General features: G+C 43.6%; 16 protein-coding genes. All 16 read left to right on the top strand.

The annotated features are described in order from the left end of the window. The first annotated feature begins 109 nt into the window (after positions 1 to 109). Positions 110 to 1,993: a protein kinase domain-containing protein gene (locus ACXACS_RS11705; protein ID WP_474806743.1), complete on the top strand. Its 1,884-nt coding sequence runs from the start codon at positions 110 to 112 to the stop codon at positions 1,991 to 1,993. After that, positions 1,980 to 2,840 carry an acyl-CoA thioesterase II gene (gene tesB / locus ACXACS_RS11700; RefSeq protein WP_474806742.1) on the top strand — a complete coding sequence of 287 codons (861 nt, stop codon included), beginning with the start codon at positions 1,980 to 1,982 and terminating at the stop codon, positions 2,838 to 2,840. Before ACXACS_RS11705 ends, tesB begins: the two co-directional genes overlap by 14 nt. 11 nt (positions 2,841 to 2,851) lie before the next feature. Further along, positions 2,852 to 3,376, top strand: coding sequence for a gamma carbonic anhydrase family protein (locus ACXACS_RS11695; RefSeq protein WP_474806740.1), 525 nt, complete (start codon positions 2,852 to 2,854; stop codon positions 3,374 to 3,376). Positions 3,377 to 3,889: 513 nt separating this feature from the next. Then, positions 3,890 to 5,011: a pyridoxal-phosphate-dependent aminotransferase family protein gene (locus ACXACS_RS11690; RefSeq protein WP_474806738.1), complete on the top strand. Its 1,122-nt coding sequence runs from the start codon at positions 3,890 to 3,892 to the stop codon at positions 5,009 to 5,011. 331 nt (positions 5,012 to 5,342) lie between these two features. Then, a complete protein-coding gene (locus ACXACS_RS11685) occupies positions 5,343 to 6,059 on the top strand; it encodes an SIMPL domain-containing protein (RefSeq protein WP_474806736.1) in 717 nt (238 codons plus the stop codon). A gap of 12 nt (positions 6,060 to 6,071) precedes the next feature. After that, positions 6,072 to 6,527, top strand: a complete 456-nt coding sequence (locus ACXACS_RS11680) for a GAF domain-containing protein (RefSeq protein WP_474806734.1) — start codon at positions 6,072 to 6,074, stop codon at positions 6,525 to 6,527. Between the two features lie 2 nt (positions 6,528 to 6,529). Further along, positions 6,530 to 6,820: a hypothetical protein gene (locus ACXACS_RS11675; protein WP_118494789.1), complete on the top strand. Its 291-nt coding sequence runs from the start codon at positions 6,530 to 6,532 to the stop codon at positions 6,818 to 6,820. 16 nt (positions 6,821 to 6,836) lie between these two features. Beyond that, a complete protein-coding gene (proQ, locus tag ACXACS_RS11670; RefSeq protein WP_474806732.1) occupies positions 6,837 to 7,505 on the top strand; it encodes an RNA chaperone ProQ in 669 nt (222 codons plus the stop codon). Positions 7,506 to 7,508: 3 nt separating this feature from the next. Next, positions 7,509 to 9,551 (top strand): carboxy terminal-processing peptidase, encoded by a 2,043-nt coding sequence (prc, locus tag ACXACS_RS11665; RefSeq protein ID WP_474806730.1) that lies wholly within the window; start codon positions 7,509 to 7,511, stop codon positions 9,549 to 9,551. An 86-nt stretch (positions 9,552 to 9,637) separates the two neighbouring features. Further along, positions 9,638 to 10,972: a sodium-dependent transporter gene (locus ACXACS_RS11660; RefSeq protein WP_474806728.1), complete on the top strand. Its 1,335-nt coding sequence runs from the start codon at positions 9,638 to 9,640 to the stop codon at positions 10,970 to 10,972. 73 nt (positions 10,973 to 11,045) lie between these two features. Then, a complete protein-coding gene (nhaC, locus tag ACXACS_RS11655; protein ID WP_474806726.1) occupies positions 11,046 to 12,521 on the top strand; it encodes a Na+/H+ antiporter NhaC in 1,476 nt (491 codons plus the stop codon). A gap of 47 nt (positions 12,522 to 12,568) precedes the next feature. Beyond that, the gene (gene pepN / locus ACXACS_RS11650; RefSeq protein WP_474806725.1) at positions 12,569 to 15,178 is read left to right on the top strand and encodes an aminopeptidase N; all 2,610 of its coding nucleotides are present in this window, start codon (positions 12,569 to 12,571) and stop codon (positions 15,176 to 15,178) included. Then, positions 15,165 to 15,407, top strand: a complete 243-nt coding sequence (locus ACXACS_RS11645; RefSeq protein WP_474806723.1) for a DUF2835 family protein — start codon at positions 15,165 to 15,167, stop codon at positions 15,405 to 15,407. The genes pepN and ACXACS_RS11645 overlap by 14 nt, the downstream gene beginning before the upstream one ends. A 342-nt stretch (positions 15,408 to 15,749) precedes the next feature. Continuing rightward, positions 15,750 to 17,810: a DUF1302 domain-containing protein gene (locus ACXACS_RS11640; protein ID WP_474806722.1), complete on the top strand. Its 2,061-nt coding sequence runs from the start codon at positions 15,750 to 15,752 to the stop codon at positions 17,808 to 17,810. An 11-nt stretch (positions 17,811 to 17,821) separates the two neighbouring features. Continuing rightward, on the top strand, positions 17,822 to 19,189 hold the full coding sequence (locus ACXACS_RS11635) for a DUF1329 domain-containing protein (RefSeq protein ID WP_474806720.1): 1,368 nt from the start codon (positions 17,822 to 17,824) through the stop codon (positions 19,187 to 19,189). Positions 19,190 to 19,268: 79 nt separating this feature from the next. Then, entirely contained in the window at positions 19,269 to 20,315 is a 1,047-nt protein-coding gene (locus tag ACXACS_RS11630) for a WD40/YVTN/BNR-like repeat-containing protein (protein WP_474806718.1), read from the top strand. Positions 20,316 to 20,320: the final 5 nt, after the last annotated feature.

Raw genomic sequence — 20,320 nt, 5'->3', positions numbered from 1 at the left:
TAATGGTATTGATAGTCAACTAGGTGCCAATTAACGGCAAGCAAATAGTTAATTGGCTAATTACTGGGTGAATAGTACATCAATAATTCCATAACCGTGAAACAATGAAATGTCTCAGCTTAAAGGTTTAAAACACTTTTACATACCAGATGAACAGTCGATTTACTTGCTATCCCATGCGGATGCAAAAAAACTGAAAGACTGGGTAAATCTCTGTATGTCTCAACTTGCTGGGTTGGGGTATAGCGATATTGAACTTTTAGGAAAAGGCGCATTTGGTTTTGCATTTGCAGGGAATGCGCCGAGTGGAGAATCACGGGTATTTAAGTTCTCGCGTATAACCTTGCCGCAGCATGTCCAAGACCGCTTAGAAGAAGAAGCTTTTATGCTTTCTCACGTTAACCACGAGTTTGTGCCGCGTTTTATTGAATATCAGCAGATACGTAAGCAATCAATATTAGTGATGGGCAGAGCGCCTGGTGAAGATTTAGAAAAAGTAAGCTTGAAAACAGGCCCTTTGTCGCCCCGTATTATCGTGAAAATAGCCGTTCAAGTGGGCGAGCTTTTGTCGAGTTTTCGCCAATACAGCGAGAATGGCGAAATTAAGCCTATTGTCCACGGCGATATTAAACCCTCAAATTTGGTCTGGGATGCCACTAATGAATCTATAGGCTTAATAGACTGGGGGTCTTCGGTCTTCGCTCAGACCGATATCGCTGGGCAATATGTGGGTAACAACGTCATGGATTTGATGTCCGGCGAACTTCATCAGACGAACGCACGGCTTGGCGACGTTTACTTTATCGGCGAAGAGCAGTTAAACGGTGCGCTTTCAAGCCCGCGCTTTGATGAGCAGGGATTAGCTAGCACCCTATATGCGCTAGCATCAGGGCAATCTTGTCGCTATGGAAGTAAAGTTATTACGCCATCATCCCTCGGGTTACCCAAAATGCTTGCTAATATTTTGGAATATATGCTTAGTGATGACCCTGTTAAAAGAAGACAGGGAGGCGATTATTTGTTTAACCACCTTCACGTTTTAAAAAACATGGTTTTCACCCAAGACAAACCTACGCAATGCACGCCGTTAATACCCACTTGGCTCACCCATACTCTAAATGCTGATATTGAAACCGTCGTTTACAGTTCGCGGAAGTCTTATTTACGCCAACAGGCGCTGCTATCTGACTCTTTAGATGATAAAGACGTAGAAGAGTTACGCTACATAGACGATGCGCAATTTGACCGCTACTACAAAAACTACCTGCAAGGTATGGGAGATACTGAAAAAGCATTTGTATCCGCCATTAGTAGGCTAGGACGCTACCCAGTAGTAGGCGGTATGGCGGTGCGTTGGGAGCCAGACGGTATTTATGTAGATTCCAGCCTTAACTTGTATGATGAAACCCTCAAAACTGCCTTTGATTTAGCGGTGAATAACGTGATCAATTTAGCGAGAGCCATACACAAACCAGCGGTATTTAAATGTTGTATGTTTAATGCGAAGAATACGCTTCATATTGAGCGCGACAGCGAAGATGAAGATTTTTTGCCTGGTAATGACCTTTCCATTCCTTATGAGTTGTCACGTGTTTCTGCACAAAAAGACGAGAGCCGAACTCACTCTTACTTTGAAGACGGCGATGATCCTGATGAATTACTTAAGCTGCCGAAAGATATCATCGAAACTATCGTACAGTTAAACACAATTCATCACACAGGATGTATTATATTTGAAGCATTACCTAAACACCTGAAGATACACAACTATTATACCTTGCTTGACCATAGCCAAGAAGAGCGCTTTAAAGCTTTACTGGCGCAGTTAGTGCAACAAATTCCTAACATAAAAGGGCTAGGCATTTCAGGGTTTATGAAGTTACCCTATAAAGATACGCGCTTTTTTGAGCATAAAGCAAAATTGCCTGAAAAATATTACCCGCGAAACCCCAAAGCAGTTATAGAAGAGAACGTACAACATGTCCGAGATTAAACTATCATCACTATTTGAACTTGAAACAGTGGAAGCTGGCATCTATCGAGGTCAAAGCTGGGATTTAGGCTTTAGAGCTTTATTTGGCGGGCAAGTTTTGGGACAAGCTCTGGCAGCTGCTTATGAGACCGTATCACCAGACAGAGTGGCCCATTCATTCCATACCTACTTCCTTTTACCGGGCGATGCTAAAAAACCAGTTGTATACGACGTAGAAATAGTACGAGACGGAAGAAGTTTCTCGGCTCGTCGCGTCAAAGCGATACAAGATGGCAGAAACATATTCTACATGACTGCATCTTTCCAAGTGCCACAAGAAGGCATGGAGCATCAGAATCCCACCATGCCCGATGTCCCTCCGCCTGAAGAAGTGCAATCTGACATAGAGTTTTACGAAGCGAACTTCAACAAAATAGCGCGCCCTATGCAGGAAGCGTTAAGCTACCACAAACCGGTTGATATTCGCACCGTAGATGCAGCAAATTCATATCATTCAGCTAAGCGTGAACCTACCCGCTATATTTGGTTAAAAGCAAGAGATACCATGGATGCGCAACTTGCCGTGCACCAAGCTGCACTTGCTTACGCATCAGACTATCATTTTTTAAGTACCTCATTACAACCTCATGGTGTTGCTGTAACTGATAAGTCACTTCGCATTGCAACCATTGATCATGCAATGTGGTTTCATCGCCCAATTAGCATGAATGAATGGATGTTATATGCAATGGAAAGCCCATTTAGTGGTGGGTCTAGGGGCTTAGTTCGCGGTCAGATTTTTAATCAAAAAGGCGAACTTATTGCATCAACCATGCAAGAAGGGTTAATGAGAAAAGTAGACGAATAGGGAATAAGCGAATGCGTTATAAGTTAGGTTCAGCAACACCGCAAGTTCACCAGAGCGCTTTCATTGCACCGGGGGCTCACGTTATTGGAAACACAGAACTTAAAGAGGGTGCCAGTGTTTGGTTTAACGCGGTAATCCGTGGCGACATGGACAAAATATCGGTGGGTGAGAATACAAATATCCAAGACGGCAGCGTGTTACATACTGATGCGGGAATTCCTTTGGTCCTTGGCAAAGGAGTGACAGTAGGTCATAAAGTTATGCTTCACGGCTGTGAAATTGGCGATTACTCGTTGATAGGTATTAACGCCGTGGTGCTAAACGGTGCGAAAATTGGAAAGTTCTGTATTATTGGCGCTAATACACTAATCACTGAAAACATGGAAATCCCAGACTACAGCTTAGTTGTAGGAGCACCAGGCAAAGTTATCAGAACTTTTGATGAAAACGTAGAGCCAAAGTTAAAGGCCTCAGCAGACCACTATGTCAGCAACGCAAAGACTTACATGACATCTTTGCAACAGATTGATGAGTAATCATCCTACTCGCCATTTAATTTTTTCTTTCCCCATAAAAAATGCCCAGAACAAACGTTCCGGGCCTAGGGGAATGGCTCATTGCTGAGCCGTGCGCTAACTTTTACAGGGAGAGTTTAAATAAAAAACTTTAAACGGACAATGAGTATAGTTTAAATTAGCTCAAAATATAAACAGCAATTGTGTGAATTTTATCTTACACCCTGATTACTAACCTAAGTATAGAAATAACCTTAAATATATCAATGAACTAAATGCTGGTCGGATGTGGTAAAAATTTTGACTCAATTTGACGCACTTATTCACTCGGCCGTAACTTTCCCATCTTTATAGCCTTTCGATTTCTGCATATACATAAAGGTGAATGTGTAGTGCGGCGCTCATTCATCTTATTTATGTTCAAAACAGACGGTTGTTCCTTTTAACCAAACTTGTAGTATGACGGCATTGGTCATGCTTAGAAGGCAAGACAATAACTATAATCATTGGCTCTCACAAAAATAAGGATGGATTATGCAATCTTTTTCTACTTTTATACCGCCTGAGCGTACCTTGATGGGTCCAGGACCATCCGACGTTAATCCAAGAATACTAAATGCCATGGCTAGACCTACTTTAGGTCATTTGGATCCTCTATTCATTGAGTTAATGGATCAAACGAAACAGCTATTACAATATGCATTTAAAACCGAAAATGCTCTCACTATGCCCATTTCTGCCCCTGGCTCCGCGGGTATGGAAGCGTGTTTTGTTAATCTGGTAGAGCCTGGCGATAAAGTACTTGTATGCATTAACGGCGTTTTTGGCAACCGCATGGTCGAAAATGTTGAGCGATGCGGTGGTGAAGCTATCACCATTAAAAATGCGTGGGGTGAGCAAACCGACCTTAACGCTGTTGAAGATGCTTTAAAAACCAACCCCGATATAAAAATTCTTGCCTTTGTTCATGCAGAAACATCAACGGGTGTACGCAATGAAGCCAAAGCACTGTGTGAACTAGCTCAAAAATATGATTGTTTAAGTATCGTCGACGCGGTTACTTCGTTAGGGGGCATTGAGTTAGATGTAGATGGATGGGGTATCGATGCTATTTATTCAGGCTCACAAAAATGCTTAAGTTGCGTGCCAGGTATTTCACCCGTTTCTTTTAGTGATAAAGCAGTTCACGTCATTCAAAACAGAAAAACAAAAGTGCAAAGCTGGTTCTTAGACATGAATTTAATTGTCGGTTACTGGGGCCAAGGCGCAAAACGTGCGTACCATCATACTGCTCCCGTTAATAGCATGTATGCGATGTACGAATCGCTTCTAATATTAAAAGAAGAAGGGTTAGAAAATGCGTGGAAGCGACATGCCGCAGGCCACGAAAAACTTGCACAAGGTTTAAGTGACATTGGTTTAGAGCTAACCGTAGACAGTGCTTACCGCTTGCCTCAGCTAAATGTTGTCAAAATACCAGACGGTGTAGATGATGCAGTCGTTCGGAAGCAACTACTTGAAGATTTTAATCTAGAAATAGGGGCAGGGCTGGGTGATCATGCAGGAAAAGTATGGCGTATTGGGCTGATGGGTTATGCGTGTAAGCCACGCAACATAGACCACTGTTTAGCAGCGTTGCGAAGCGTATTGAAATAGCAGCTTTTTGAAACAAGCCAGGGTGACCAAACCCCAAATATTTACTTTTACCTAATGCCTAATAAACGCCAACATGCGAAGCTTTTAAGTTGTTAAACATGTTGGCTTTTTGAGCTTCATCTTTTGAAATAATCTCAACTAGTTGCCCCTGTTTACTATTGTTAACACGAGGCTTAACTTATAAATAACGCTGCTCGACGAAGTTGTAACTCTCTAACTTGCGGTTCAGTGCTAATATTTCCTGCATCAAATACATTCATACACTATTCAGCCATGTACATTTATTCTCAATAACAAAGTGAATAAACATGTCTTCTGAAAAGGAATCATTATGAAATTATTTATGCATACTAAACCAAACATGTTCACAAGAGCGCTTTGGGCTTCAGCAGTAATCGCATTGTCCGCCCCAGTGGTTTCTGCTCAAGCTGCACAAGATGCAGTAATAAATGTTCAAGGCGTAGGTGCTGTAGAAGTGACACCAAATGCTTACTCAGTGAAGTTGGTTGTTGAAGAAGAGGGCGCGACGGTAGGCAAACTCAATACGCGACTAGATGCAGACTTGCGTTCTATCGTTAAGTTTCTCCTTAATCAAGGCATAGATGAAAAGCATATTCAAAGTATGCAAGTGCGCTTGCAACCTCGTTATACCAATACACCGCAAGGGCGACAGCAAGAAGGTTTCACTCTATCTCGTGATATCACAGTTACCTCAACCGATCTTGAAACCTACGATAAAGTGCTAGATGGCGTGCTAAAGCGTGGTGTTGACCGTATCCAACAGTTTAACTTTATCACTATTGGTGAAGGCGATGCATACCAGAAAGCTCTAATTGCTGCAGTGAAAGACGCAAAGCAACGCGCCCACTTATTAGCGAAAGAATTAGAGGTGGAAGTAGGTGAAGTAGTTGCAATCTCAGAATCTGGTGGCAATATGCCGATTCCAGTAATGCGTGCTGAAGCTTTTGCCAAAGACATGTCTATGTCTTTACCGGGTCAAGAGCGTATAGAAGCGCGGATTAATGTGTCTTTTAATATTGTTCAATAGCAGGAAATTCGTTTGAAAGAACAACAGTACAGCCAGTTAGTCGCCCAAGCAAAGAGCTTGGTTTCTGGCGAGCATGATCTCATTGCTAATATGGCCAACATCAGTGCACTGCTTTTCAATAACCTCGAAGAGGTAAATTGGGCAGGCTTCTATCTTTGTAAAGAAGAGCAATTGGTACTTGGTCCATTCCAAGGTCAGCCCGCTTGCATTCGTATTCCCCTAGGAAAGGGCGTTTGCGGTACAAGTGCAAGTACCAGAACCGTTCAGCGTATAGCCGATGTTCATCAGTTTGCAGGACACATTGCTTGTGATGCCGCGTCTAACTCTGAGATTGTTGTTCCACTTGTACTCAATGATAAGCTCATCGGCGTACTGGATATCGACAGCCCTGTGTTTGAACGTTTTAGTGAAGAAGACGAAAAAGGGCTCGTTGAAATTGCTCAAATTCTCATGGATTCGCAGAAATAATTATGAAATCCAGTGTCGACATACACGTTGTTTTATCCACATTTGAAGATATGGAAGACTTTCATGATGACCCAGATGAGGCATCTGAACGTTTAAACTTCATTCTTCACGCGGTTTATGACAATGCAGAAGAAGATATCGAAACACAGCGTTTAGAGCAAATTTTGCACTACGCATGGGAATCTTGGCAACAAGATAAGCATTTATTAGAAATAGATGACGACGAATTGCTTGATTGGGTTGACCACACGCTGGCAACTTGGGATGATGCAAGTAACGATGAAATCTCCTGAATAATTTAGAAAGTTAATGGAATCACCAGAGAAGTTTACTAACAGTAAGGAAGTGATAGCTTTCCTTGCAGAGACCTTTCCGAAATGTTTTAGCATTGAAGGCGAGGCCCGCCCACTTAAGATCGGTATTTTTCAAGATCTAGCCACTCGTTTAGAAGAAGAGGAACGCGTTAGCAAGACGCTTCTTCGCTCTACACTACGTCATTACACCAACAGCTGGCGCTATCTTTATAGCATCAAGGAAGGTGCGAACCGTGTAGATTTAGACGGCGTTGAAGGCGATGCGATTGAAAAAGAACATGCTGATCACGCGCAACAGCAGCTTGAAGAAAGCAAAGCTAAAGCCGCTGAAAAGCGCAAAGCTAAGCTTGCACAGCAGCCTAAGCGTAAAGACAAACGTCAATTTAATCGTCCAAAAGGTGAAAAATCTGCAAATTCGGACCATGCTGATACTAAGCGCGGAACTAAACCGAAAAATAACAGACCAAACACTACACCACCTGCGAAATTGACCGACAGCGATTTACAGCAAGGTACGCAAGTTACCGTTAAATTAGGTAAAGCACCTATGCCAGCAGTAATTACCGAAGTTGCTAAAGATGGCATCCACGTTCAATTAGACTCAGGCATGGTAGTTAAAGTAAACGCAGACGCTTTACGTTTGGCACGCTCCAAGAGGTCGTAAAATATGAGAGACATCCTTCGAATTTCCATCGCCAGTGCTTTTCTTACCGTAGGGGTAGGAGCTGGCGCCGTTACGTCAACACCAGAGGTAGACGAGCTTCCTATTTTACAGCAGGAATCTCAACACAGTGTTGCCGCAAAACGAGTAAGCGCACTTTTTACAAGGGCGCATTACAAGGAAATATCGTTGGATGACGCGCTTTCTGCTCGAGTTTATCAGCGCTTTATCGATTCATTAGATCACAATAAGCAAGTATTGTTATTGTCTGACGTGGTAGGTTTTGAAAAATACCGCACCCTGTTCGATGATGCGCTGAGTAAAGGTAACCTTTCAGTTGCCTATGATATGTATAACGTAAGTGCGAAGCGTCGCGTTGAACGTTATGAGTTTGCATTATCATTGTTAGAAAAAGGGCCATTTGATTTCGAAAAAGAAGGCGATAAATTCTTTTACGATAGAGAAGACGCAGACTGGCCTGCAAATAAAGCTGAGCTTGATGAAATCTGGCGTCAACGCGTTAAGTATGATGCGTTGAATTTGATACTTGCAGATAAAACGTGGGAAGAAGCAAAAGAGCTGCTTACCAAACGTTACACGCGAGCAATTAAACGTACTAAACAAGCGAAAAGCGAAGACGTGTTCCAAACTGCCATGAATGCGTTTGCTCGCACTATAGAAGCTCACACTAGTTATTTGTCTCCGCGAAACGCTGAACGTTTCCAAATGGACATGAACTTGTCGTTTGAAGGTATTGGTGCGGTATTACAAAGCGAAGACGACTACACAGTTATAAAAAGTGTAGTGCCAGGCGGGCCAGCAGACGAATCGGGCGCAATAAAGCCTGAAGATAAGATTGTTGGCGTAGCGCAAGACGATGAAGAATTTGTAGACGTAATTGGATGGCGACTAGACGAGGTCGTTGAGCTTATCAAAGGCCCGAAAGGAAGTACTGTCCGATTACAAGTTGAAAAAGGCGCCTCTGAGTCCAAAACAACCTCGGTGGTTAGTCTAACTCGCGATAAAATTAAACTTGAAGATCGCGCCGCAAAGTCTGAAGTATATGTACCTGAAACAGGTCCTCACGCAGGTGAACCATTAGGTGTAATCACCATTCCAAGCTTTTACAACAACCTAAGTATGGATGTTGCAAAAGAAATAGAAAGCTTGAAAGCACAAAACGTAAAAGGCGTGATTGTTGATTTACGTGGTAACGGTGGTGGCTCACTTACTGAAGCCACATTGTTAACCGGCTTATTTATAGAAAAAGGCCCAGTAGTTCAAATTCGCTATGGTCAAAGCAAAGTAAGCGTAAATCGTGATACTGATGGTGAGGTTGCCTACGATGGTCCACTGACGGTATTAGTTGATCGTTATAGCGCATCAGCATCAGAAATTTTTGCAGCGGCTATGCAGGACTATAACCGCGCACTCATTGTTGGCGAACAAACTTTTGGTAAAGGTACAGTTCAACAACACCGCGGTTTAGGCAAGATTTATGACCTTTACGATAATCCACTTGGCAGTGTTCAGTTCACTATCGCTAAGTTCTATCGTATCGACGGTGGAAGTACTCAGCATAAGGGGGTTATTCCTGACATCCTTTATCCATCTGCTGTAGAGCCATCAGAGTGGGGCGAAGCACAGGCAGAAAACGCCCTGCCATGGGATAGTATAAATCGTGCTAACTACACAACGTTTGCTGATGGCACTGCTGCTTTGGACGTATTAACAGCCAAACACAACAAGCGCATTCTGCAAAACCCAGAGTTTTCTTATATTTATGATGATATTGAAGAATATAAAGAAAACAAAGATAAGAACTTTATTTCACTGGTGAAGTCTGTGCGCGAAGCAGACAAGAAAGAGGCGGAAGAGAAGTCTCTCGCACGTGCTAACGAACGTTTACAGCGAATGGGAATGGAAACTGTCACATCATTGGACGACTTACCGGAAGATATGGAAGAATTAGACCCATTCTTGGATGAAGCCGCCAACATTACATTCGATATGATTGAAACAGGCCGTTACGCTATCACAAGAAACTAAGTGATTAGAAAAAAGGGCTGGTCTAGGGCCAGCCCTTTTTTTGTGTCTATAAATAAACTAATAAAACAATAATAAAGGGAAATAACATGGCTATCAGAGGCGAATTTTCCTCTCGAATAGGGTTCGTGCTAGCAGCGGCAGGCTCAGCAGTTGGACTCGGCAATATTTGGGGTTTCCCCACAAAAGTAGCGAGTAACGGAGGGGCTGCGTTTGTTCTTGTATACTTACTCCTTGCCTTCGTTCTCGCTTACCCGGTTCTCATGGCTGAACTCATCATTGGACGTAGTTCACGTTCGAATATGGTTGACGCTTTAGGTAAAATTTCAGGTAATTTTGCCGGAAGGCTAACCGGAATTTGGGGCTGTGTAACCGTTTCACTCATTCTTGCCTTCTACGCTATTGTTGGTGGATGGATGCTAGTTTATTTTGCCGATGCTGCCGTCAGTATGGTTGGATTAACCAGTGCAAGCGAATGGCTGCTCACCTCATCAGTTACGCGTAACGTTATATTCTGCTTTTTATTCATGGGCTTAACCGCATTTATTGTTGTTGGCGGTGTAAAGTCAGGTATTGAGAAGTGGTCAGTACGACTTATGCCTACTTTAGTTATTCTCATTCTTGCATTGATAGTCTACGTGAGCCTTCAGCCTGGTGCCGTAGAAGGATGGTCAGCGTATTTAGTGCCTGACTTCTCCCGTGTTCTAGACCCGGAATTACTAATTAATGCAATGGGGCAAGCGTTTTTCTCAATGTCTTTAGGTGTAGGTACTATGCTGGTCTACGGCTCATACCTTAGTAAAAATGAGAACCTACCAAGCATTGGCGCTTCCGTTGCGCTAGTCGATATAGGTGTAGCCGTGATAGCTGGTATGCTTATTATTCCAGCTATGTACGTTGCGCTGAACAACGGCGTCGAAATCTTCACGCCAGAAGGCGCGTTAATCCAAGGTGACACGCTCATTTTTAAAGTACTGCCAGCACTGTTTGATACCATTGGTACTGTAGGGCTTTTCGTTGCCTTTACCTTTTTCGCGCTAATGGCGATTGCGGCAGTCACGTCTTCAATTTCAATGTTAGAAGTGCCCGTTGCGTTTATGGTAGAAAGCAAAGGTCTTAAACGCAAGAAGGCCGTGCTATTGATGGCATCGATCATCTTTGTTTTAAGCTGCATCATTATTTTGAATTTCGAAACCTTGTTCGGCTTTGTTATCGCATTAACTACCGAGTATAGCCAACCGTTGCTAGGACTCGCCTTGTGCATTTTCGCGGGTTGGGTGTGGCGCAGAGATGCCATACTGGAAGAACTCAAGCAAGGTGATGAGTTTGCTGAACACAGTATTTTCTGGAAAATTTGGCCTTGGTACGTACGCTTTGTGTGTCCGGTTATCATTGCGCTGATGTTTTATCGCTCTGTGTTCTAAAGCGCCATAAGTTGCAGCAAAAAGCACGTTTAACGCGTTATAAATACAATAAAAAAGGTTTTTAAAAACGACAATGACGAATAAAGAGATAAAGACGCCGTCACTACTTGATGCAATACTTCCTATTCTTGCGCTAGTGGTCATGATGGGAAGTGCGGTTTACCTGTTTGCGGATAATTCTTCATATGGTCCAAACCAAATTGCATTACTTTTGGCAATGGGCTTAGCTGCTATTATTGGCATGAAAAACGGGTACAGCTGGAAAACCATTGAAAAGGGGATCGTTGATGGTATTTCCATGTCTCTGGGTGCCTGCCTCATATTGTTAGCCGTAGGCTCACTCATTGGTACATGGATGCTTGCCGGCACCGTGCCTACACTTATTTATTTTGGATTAGAGCTTCTTAACCCTTCGTTTTTCTACGCCGCTGCATGTCTAATCTGTGCAGTAGTTGCTATGAGTATTGGTAGTTCTTGGACTACCGCAGCGACGGTAGGTGTGGCATTAATGGGCGTATCAGCGGGTATGGAAATGTCTGCTGCTATCACAGCTGGCGCTGTGGTGTCTGGTGCGTACTTTGGCGACAAAATTTCGCCATTATCTGAGACCACTAACCTGGCTCCCGCTGTTGCAGGCACTGATTTATTTGAGCACATTCGCTACATGCTGTGGACGACCATTCCAAGTTTTGTCATTGCCCTTGTATTATTCACTGTCCTTGGCTTTAGCGAAGTAGGTGAGGCTAAAGCAGAGCGTATAGAACAAATGCAGCTTTTGCTTAATGACTCTTTTGACTTGGGGTGGCATTTGCTAATTCCTCTTGTGGTTCTACTTACTTTAGCAATTAAGAAGATGCCGGCTTTCCCTGCGGTTTTTATTGGCGCTTTGTTAGGGGGCGTTTGGGCAGTTGTGTTTCAGTGGGATGTGGTTACATCCATGGCAAGTAGCGATGACTCAGCAAACATTGGCGCGCTAAAAGTTGTGTGGACAGCGCTATTTGATGGCGTGAGCTTTTCTACGCCAGACGAAAATTTAAATAGCTTGCTGTCTCGCGGCGGCATGTCTTCTATGCTAAACACTATTTGGCTTATTATTTGTGCTATGTCGTTCGGAGCCGTACTTGAGCGTGTAGGTTTGTTAAAACGTGCCGTGTCTGCCATATTAATTGGCGCTAAGTCAGCCGGTGATATGGTAAGTCGAACCATTCTTACGTGTTTTGGAACTAACCTTGTAACGGCCGATCAGTATATTTCTATCGTTATGCCAGGGCGCATGTACAAAGAAGAATTTAAAAAGCGAGGGTTAGACCAACTTAACCTTTCTCGTAGTCTTGAAGACGGCGGTACACTTACATCTCCGCTTATTCCTTGGAACACTTGTGGAGCCTACATGCACAGTGTTTTATTGGTAAACCCATTTGATTACGTATTCTATGCATTCTTTAACGTAATCAACCCGATCCTTGCTGTTGTGTACGCGTATTTAGGTATTAAGATTCTACGTATTACACCACCACACGTTGAAGTTAACAGTAAAGAAACGGTTTAACCAAACGTTCCAAATAAACCCACGTAGGCTTTCTTTTAGGAGGATCTATGTCAGTTCAAGCTAAACGCCGGGCGGATTATCAGCCGCCCGCTTTTTCAATAGCGACAGTTGACCTACATATTACGCTACATCCAACGCAGACTAAGGTTGTCAGTACATTATCTGTCTCACGCAATGGCAATCATGATAGCCCTTTAATCCTTGATGGCGATAACTTATCGCTTTACGCTATTGCAATTAACGGTAATGCTTTATCTGGTGACGAATATTCGGTTTCGGATACGTCGTTAAGCGTTGCCACTCATCTCGATGAATTTGTCTTAGAAATTACTAACACCATTGCGCCTGAACAAAATAAAGCCCTTGAAGGCTTGTATTTATCGGGCGGCGCCTATTGCACGCAGTGTGAAGCGGAAGGGTTTCGCCGAATTACTTATTTCATGGACCGCCCTGACGTTTTGTCCGTTTACACGGTTACTGTCGTTGCCGATAAATCAGTACCTATGTTACTTGCGAACGGTAACCCTGTAGACAAAGGGGATATCGATGAAAACACCCATTTTGTGAAATGGCACGACCCGCACCCTAAACCTTGTTACCTTTTTGCATTGGTGGCCGGTGATTTCGATTTACTAACCGATAGCTACACAACGACAAGCGGTAAAGACGTTGCGCTAGAGTTGTATGTCGATAAAGGCAAAAAGTCTCAGGGCGTCTTCGCTTTAGAATCCCTTAAACGAGCGATGAAATGGGACGAAGATGTTTTCGGGCTAGAGTACGATTTAGATATTTACATGATTGTTGCCGTCGACTTCTTCAACATGGGAGCGATGGAAAACAAAGGCTTAAACGTCTTTAACAGCAAGTTTGTTTTAGCTGATCAAAAAAGCGCTACCGATGATGACTTTTTCAATGTCGAATCTGTTATCGCACATGAATATTTCCACAATTGGACGGGCAACCGGGTTACTTGTCGCGATTGGTTCCAGCTCAGCCTTAAAGAAGGGCTTACTGTATTCAGAGACCAACAGTTTAGTGCTGATATGACCTCGGCGCTAAGTAACCGTATAAAGCATGTTCGCGTAATGCGCGAGCATCAGTTTGCTGAAGATGCCAGCGCAATGAGCCACCCAATTCGTCCTGAAGAAGTGATTGAAATGAATAACTTCTACACGGTGACGGTTTATGACAAGGGCGCAGAGGTCATTCGCATGTTCCACACCTTGCTTGGTCCTGATGGATTCAGACGAGGCATGGATGAGTACTTCAGAAGGCACGATGGTCAAGCGGTCACGTGTGATGACTTTATTTCAGCCATGCAGTCAGCGACTGATTTAGATTTAACTCAGTTTACGCGCTGGTACAGTCAATCTGGTACGCCTGTGATTTCTGTTAAGCACAGTACGGAAGCTACCGACAACGACACCGTCAAGCATACCTTTACTTTGACGCAACACACACCCGCCACCTCAGACCAAAGTGAAAAGCTTCCCCTTTATATCCCAGTGAATATTGAGATCATCGATAAAGAGGGCAATACCTATACTGACAACGAATCGCTCATTGATGATGGTATGGTTATCTTAAAAGATGCCTCTTTGCGTTTAACCGTAAATGCTAAAAGTACTGATTTAACACCGGTAGTATTAGGTAACTTTTCGGCACCAGCGAAAGTAGAAAATCCGCTAGATACAGAATCATTACTTACTATTTTCAAACACGCGAAAGATCCGTTCAATCGCTGGGACGCAATGCAAGCATTGTATGACCGCTGTATAAAGCAGTTAGAAGAATCTCCGGGCTCTGCCATCAGTAACGCTATTTGGAACGGCGTTAAACAAGCAATAGCTCAAGAGCAGAATAATCTGGAACTGCTTGGCGAATGCCTAGTTATTCCTTCTTTTGAGACCTTGTGTCAAAGTCGTAGCAATATCACTGTGTCCGCGCTATTAAAAGCACGAAAGGCATTTTGTGAGCAGTTTTCCCGCGCGCTAGAGCAAGAATTATTAGCGGTGTTTAACAACATTGAACACAGCGCCTATAGCTACACGCAAGATGCAATTAATCAGCGCCGTTGTAAAAATGTCGTGCTTGCGCATTTAGCACGCTTATCTCAATACGAAGACCTTGTCGTGTCGCAATTTGAAAATGCAGATAACATGACCGATACACTAGGGGCACTGAGAAGTGCGCAACACTGCAGTTCAACTACGTTCGATAGCTTGATGGCTAGTTTTGAACAAACGTGGAACCACGACCCTCTGGTTCTAGACAAATGGTTTGCGCTTCATGCAACGCAAAATCGCGAAGATATCTTTGCTACTATAACTATGCTGTGTGAGCACCCGCAGTTTGCAATGAGCAATCCAAACCGTGTCCGCTCTGTTATCGGTAGTTTTGCGTTCTATAATAGCGAAAGGTTCCATGCCGCAGATGGTAGCGGTTATAAGTTTGTAACTGACTATTTGCTAGAACTTGATGCAGTCAACCCGCAAGTTGCCGCTCGTATTGTAACACCGTTAACCCAATGGCAAGGTTTCGCTAGTGAACACCAAGTTCATATGAAGCAGCAGCTTGGACGCTTACTTAACCATAAGGGCCTAAGTAAAGACTTGTTTGAAAAAGTAAGTAAAAGTCTTGCTTATGAAAAGCATTAACGCACCAGACTCCGTCTTTTATTTTTCAATAAACGCACCTTACAAACAATGTGAGGTGCTGTATGTCCCGTCTATGCCAGATGTAGTCATGTTGAGTGAATCTGGTCTTAGTGTTCAGGTACCCACCAATCGGCTTCGCCAATTTGTCACATCGGACGGTATCAAAGGCCGTTTCAGAATGGTCATTGACGCTAATAAAAAGATTAAATCTTTTGAGAGGCTCGGATAGGGCCTTTTTTTGTTTTTTCAAAGCTATAATTTACACAATACTTTAATTACCTCCGCGTCTTTAGTTCACGGTCTTCAGTAGTGCGCCTCACGCTTAAAAATGCTACTTAGCGGTAAATAAGATAAATCCTCTTAAAACTTGTACAATTTTCCTGCAAGTTTATAAATGCCTTTTATACTCACAATAAAGCAATAACTATTTGATACGACTAATGTTGTAAATTTTGTTAACTGGTAGGATTAGTTCTTGCGGTTATGGCAAAATGATGTAATGATTTTGTTAATCGTTATGGTTGGTCATGATGTCACGCATTAAGTCACATCGACTTGGGAGTATAAAAATATGAAAAATGGGCCTAGCGCTTTTAAGATATCACCGGTAGCAGCGGGAATTCTCTCTCTGCTAGGTGCTGCTGCAGTACCAGCACACGCTGCAAACTGGCAAGTAGGTGATGTAAATATTTCTTTAGATTCAACATTTACATTAGCTACAAGTATTCGAACAGAGGCAAGAGATTACGACCTTATTGGTAACAGTAACCATCCTCAGTTTGACTGGAGCGGTTATCACGCAGCTTTCAATCCTTTATACCCAAGCAGCGATGTATGGGGTTTGGCTGATGGTGCGTATTCAACGAATGGTGACCTCGGTAACCTAGCCCACGATCCGGGCGATGCGTTCGCAACGCAAGTTTCAGGCTCACATGAATTAGATATTAACTTCGGCGACTATGGTTTCTTCGCTCGGGGATTCTGGTTCTATGATTTCGAGCAAATGGATGGTGACCGTCCTTACTCTAACCCAATAACCGGCAACCAATACGATCTTTGTCAAGACCCAGAGGCGGAAGACCTTTTATGTACAGATGTTCGTTTATATGATGCTTTCTTCTATGGCGACTGGTGGATTGGAGACAAGCCACTAACTCTTCGTGTTGGCCGCCAAGTAATCAGTTGGGGTGAAAGTACGTTCATCCAACATGGTATCAACACGACCAACCCTGTGGATGTAACGCGTGCTCGTGCACCAGGTGCCGAGCTAAAAGAAGTATTCCTACCGGTAGGTATGGTTTACGCGTCTTTAGGCTTAACCGATACGGTGAGCATTTCAGGTTACTATCAGTATGAGTGGCAACGCAGCTGGCTTCCTGTGTCAGGCAGCTACTTCGCCGGTAACGACTTTGCAGGCGAGGGCGGTCAACGCCAGAATATTCAGTTAGGTTTTAGTGGTAACCCTGATATTGACTTAGATCACTTATTAACTGCTTTAAATGGTTACGGTGATTTATTACGCTCAGGTGCTGATGCTGCAGATATCTCTCAAGCCTATCTTGCTTACCCGACAAAAGTTGCCATTCGTGGTTTCTCTGATGAGGCGCATAACGATGCAGACGACCAAGGCCAGTATGGCTTGCGCTTAACGTGGTTTGCTGAGAATTTGAATGAAACAGAATTTAGTTTCTATCACATTAACTATCACAGCCAGCGTCCGCTTATTTCTGGTAAAACATCAGACTTTACTGCCGAAGGTATTGGCGCAGACCTAGCGTTCCTAGCCACTAACACGGTTACTCGAGATAACATTACAGAGTTGGGTGCGTTCACGCAGTCTGAATTCTACTATCCAGAAGACATCAAACTTTACGGTATGAGCTTCAACACCAACATTGGTACTACGGCTCTAGCGGGTGAATTTGCTTATCGTGTAGATGAGCCACTTCAAATAGATGATGTTGAGTTGCTTTACATGGGTATGCCTGAGCAGTTAGCTAACGCAGGTTTACGTCCAGATCTTGAAGGAATCTCTCAGCTAAATAACATTGGCCGTGCTGTAGGTCCAGGTGAAACCGCAGAAGGTTTCCTTTTCTCTGATACATGGCAAATGCAATTTACCGCGTCACATGTATTCGGCCCTAAATTTGGCTCTGACAACTTCGTACTTCTAGGTGAAGTAGGTTATGTAAACGTTGTTGATATGCCAGACCCAGACGTAATTCGTTTAAATGCACCGGGTACTGCTCGAACACCTTCGCTTGAACCAATTAACGGTAACGCTCGTGAAGGTCTACACCAAGGCCTTTCAGACGGTCCTGAGACTAATCCGTTTGCTACTGACGATGCATGGGGCTATCGCTTATTGGCGGTTGCTGACTACAACTCAATATTCGCTGGCATGAACCTTCGAGTTCGCGGTACTTTCTCTCATGACGTTGAGGGTACTACGCCAGATCCATTATTCCTTTTCACAGAAGATGTTAAGTCTGCTGCACTTTCTTTCACGTTCGATTATTTAAGCAAATGGTCTGCAACGGCGTCTTACAGTGCATTCTGGGGCGGCATTGGTACAACTAATGCGCTATCTGACAGAGACTTCATTTCATTTAACATCAAATACGCAATCTAAGAGTGGTTTTTATGATTAGAAAAGTAGGAATTATTGCTGCCGCTTTGTCACTGGCTTTATCTGGTGCAAGCGCTATGGCTAAAGTGTCTAATGCAGACGCAAACAAATTGGGTAACGAACTTACGCCGCTTGGCGCAGAAAAAGCGGGTAATGCTGATGGCAGTATCCCTGCGTGGACTGGCGGTATTACGTCTGCACCAGCTGGGTACAGTGTGGGTGACCACCACCCAGACCCTTACCCAGAAGACAAGGTGTTGTTCGAGATAACAGCACAGAACTATAAAGAATACGCGGAATTTTTATCTGAAGGCCAGAAGAAGCTTTTCGAGGCTTACCCAGAAACTTTCCGTATGCCGGTTTATCCAACGCGACGTTCTGCGTCAAACCCACAGGCTGTTTACGATGCGACTAAGGTAAACGCTACCAGCGCTGAGCTTCTCGACGATGGTAATGGTCTTAAAGGTGCAGTTTTGGGTATCCCATTTCCAATACCACAAAACGGTCTCGAAGCAATTTGGAACCACATTCTTCGTTATCGCGGAGCAGCGGTTCAGCGTAACGGTGGACAAGCAGCAGTTACTACCGGTGGTGATTACAACGTAATCGGTTTTGATGAGCAGTTGCTAATTAAATATGCTGAGGAAGGTGCTACACCTGAAAAGCTAACAGATGAAAATATTCTGTTTATGTTTAAGCAAAAAGTCACTAAACCAGCCCGTCTAGCAGGTACGGCGTTACTTGTTCACGAGACCGTAGATCAGGTGAAAGAGCCGCGTAAAGCTTGGACGTATAACACTGGTCAGCGTCGTGTTCGCTTAGCACCTAACATTGCTTACGATACGCCGGGAACTGCTGCTGACGGCCTACGTACGACTGATGACTTCGATATGTTTAACGGTTCTCCAAACCGTTATGACTGGAAACTTGTTGGTAAGCAGGAAATGTTTGTTGCTTACAATAACTATGCGCTTCATTCAGACAGTGCTTCGTATGATGATATCTTGAAGCCAAATCACGTTAATCCAGACCTAACACGTTGGGAAAAGCACCGTGTTTGGGTAGTTGAAGCTACGTTGAAAGAAGGTTTCCGTCACATTTATCAAAAACGCGTATTCTTCATTGATGAAGATAGCTGGCAAATTCAAGTCGCTGATATGTATGATAATCGTGGCGAACTGTACCGCGTTGGTGTAGCTTATGGTGTTAACTACTATGAAGTTCCAACACAATGGTCGACGCTCGATGCGTACTACGACTTAAACTCTCGTCGTTATTTGGCCATTGGTCTAGATAACGAAGAGCAAATGTACGACTTCACCGTACGCCCTCGAGATGTGGAATTCACGCCTCAGGCGTTACGACGAGAAGGTAAGCGCTAATCACCTTACACAACAAACGGTTGGCAATTGCCAGCCGTTTTTGTATACAGACAATTATAAATAGGGGGAATGGTTAATTATGAAAAAAACCATTGCAGCGTGCATTGCCGCCACATTCGCAGCTAATTACTCTCCAGCTGCACTTGCCGAAGAAGCATTCATGGCACCTTTGGTTGAGCAATCAGTTCTTTTGGACATAGACGCTGATTCATTTGTCGTTATTGTCGGTGAACGCGGTCACGTATTAGTGTCGGAAGATGGCAAAACTTTTAATCAAAAAGCGGTGCCAACTCAATCAACGCTTACTGCAACTACTGTTGTGGGCGAAAAAATATGGGCAGTAGGTCACGATGCTGTCATTCTTCATTCTTCAGATAGGGGCGAAACATGGGAAATACAAAATTATCAACCCGACCTTCAACGCCCGTTCTTAGATGTATTATTTTTTGACGAACAGCAAGGTATCGCCACCGGTGCCTATGGCTTGTTTTATCGAACGCTTGACGGTGGAAAGACGTGGTCTGCAGAACGCCACGCCAGTCTTCTTGACCCAATGGACCAAGAATACCTCGAAGAAATTCGCAAGGAAGACGAAGATTTTTATCAGCAAGAGTTAGAATCTATTTTACCTCACTTAAATCGTGTAACTCTTGATGGTGATACGCTGTACATGGCTGGTGAGGCAGGTTTGTTAGCCAAAAGCACCAATATGGGTGAATCTTGGGAACGTTATTACGTCGACTACACAGGGTCTTTCTTCGACATCAAGCCGCTGGATGAAAACACGGTGCTTGCCGTAGGTCTTCGTGGGAATATTTTCGTAAACAGGGATCAAGGGGAATGGGAATACGTGCAAACTTGTTCAACTAGCACCCTTAATTCAATCCTAGTTGGATCAGAGTCAAAGGTTTACGCTTTAGGCAACAACGGCATGATGGTAAGTGCACAACGTCCGCTTCCTACCAGTATGCGTGACCCTTATGCTAACCCATCCAATTGTCAGAGCGATGACGGCATTTCCGTGTCACAAATAAAAGATAAAGCGGCGATTTTAAACGCCACCGAGTTTAACGGTACCAGCATTGCTGTTACTGCAAATGGCATTAAAACGTTGAATTTAAAATAGGGCAG

Source organism: Alteromonas sp. AWM4_230 (assembly GCF_056158305.1).
The sequence above is the reverse complement of the archived record's forward strand: the minus strand, read 5'-3'. Positions and strand labels throughout refer to the sequence as shown.

What these genes read in the sequence shown, in the direction of transcription:
- ACXACS_RS11705 (WP_474806743.1), top strand. Translation starts at nt 110, where the DNA reads ATGTCTCAGCTTAAAGGTTTAAAACACTTTTACATACCAGATGAACAG.
- tesB (WP_474806742.1), top strand. Translation starts at nt 1,980, where the DNA reads ATGTCCGAGATTAAACTATCATCACTATTTGAACTTGAAACAGTGGAA.
- ACXACS_RS11695 (WP_474806740.1), top strand. Translation starts at nt 2,852, where the DNA reads ATGCGTTATAAGTTAGGTTCAGCAACACCGCAAGTTCACCAGAGCGCT.
- ACXACS_RS11690 (WP_474806738.1), top strand. Translation starts at nt 3,890, where the DNA reads ATGCAATCTTTTTCTACTTTTATACCGCCTGAGCGTACCTTGATGGGT.
- ACXACS_RS11685 (WP_474806736.1), top strand. Translation starts at nt 5,343, where the DNA reads ATGAAATTATTTATGCATACTAAACCAAACATGTTCACAAGAGCGCTT.
- ACXACS_RS11675 (WP_118494789.1), top strand. Translation starts at nt 6,530, where the DNA reads ATGAAATCCAGTGTCGACATACACGTTGTTTTATCCACATTTGAAGAT.
- proQ (WP_474806732.1), top strand. Translation starts at nt 6,837, where the DNA reads ATGGAATCACCAGAGAAGTTTACTAACAGTAAGGAAGTGATAGCTTTC.
- prc (WP_474806730.1), top strand. Translation starts at nt 7,509, where the DNA reads ATGAGAGACATCCTTCGAATTTCCATCGCCAGTGCTTTTCTTACCGTA.
- ACXACS_RS11660 (WP_474806728.1), top strand. Translation starts at nt 9,638, where the DNA reads ATGGCTATCAGAGGCGAATTTTCCTCTCGAATAGGGTTCGTGCTAGCA.
- nhaC (WP_474806726.1), top strand. Translation starts at nt 11,046, where the DNA reads ATGACGAATAAAGAGATAAAGACGCCGTCACTACTTGATGCAATACTT.
- pepN (WP_474806725.1), top strand. Translation starts at nt 12,569, where the DNA reads ATGTCAGTTCAAGCTAAACGCCGGGCGGATTATCAGCCGCCCGCTTTT.
- ACXACS_RS11645 (WP_474806723.1), top strand. Translation starts at nt 15,165, where the DNA reads ATGAAAAGCATTAACGCACCAGACTCCGTCTTTTATTTTTCAATAAAC.
- ACXACS_RS11640 (WP_474806722.1), top strand. Translation starts at nt 15,750, where the DNA reads ATGAAAAATGGGCCTAGCGCTTTTAAGATATCACCGGTAGCAGCGGGA.
- ACXACS_RS11635 (WP_474806720.1), top strand. Translation starts at nt 17,822, where the DNA reads ATGATTAGAAAAGTAGGAATTATTGCTGCCGCTTTGTCACTGGCTTTA.
- ACXACS_RS11630 (WP_474806718.1), top strand. Translation starts at nt 19,269, where the DNA reads ATGAAAAAAACCATTGCAGCGTGCATTGCCGCCACATTCGCAGCTAAT.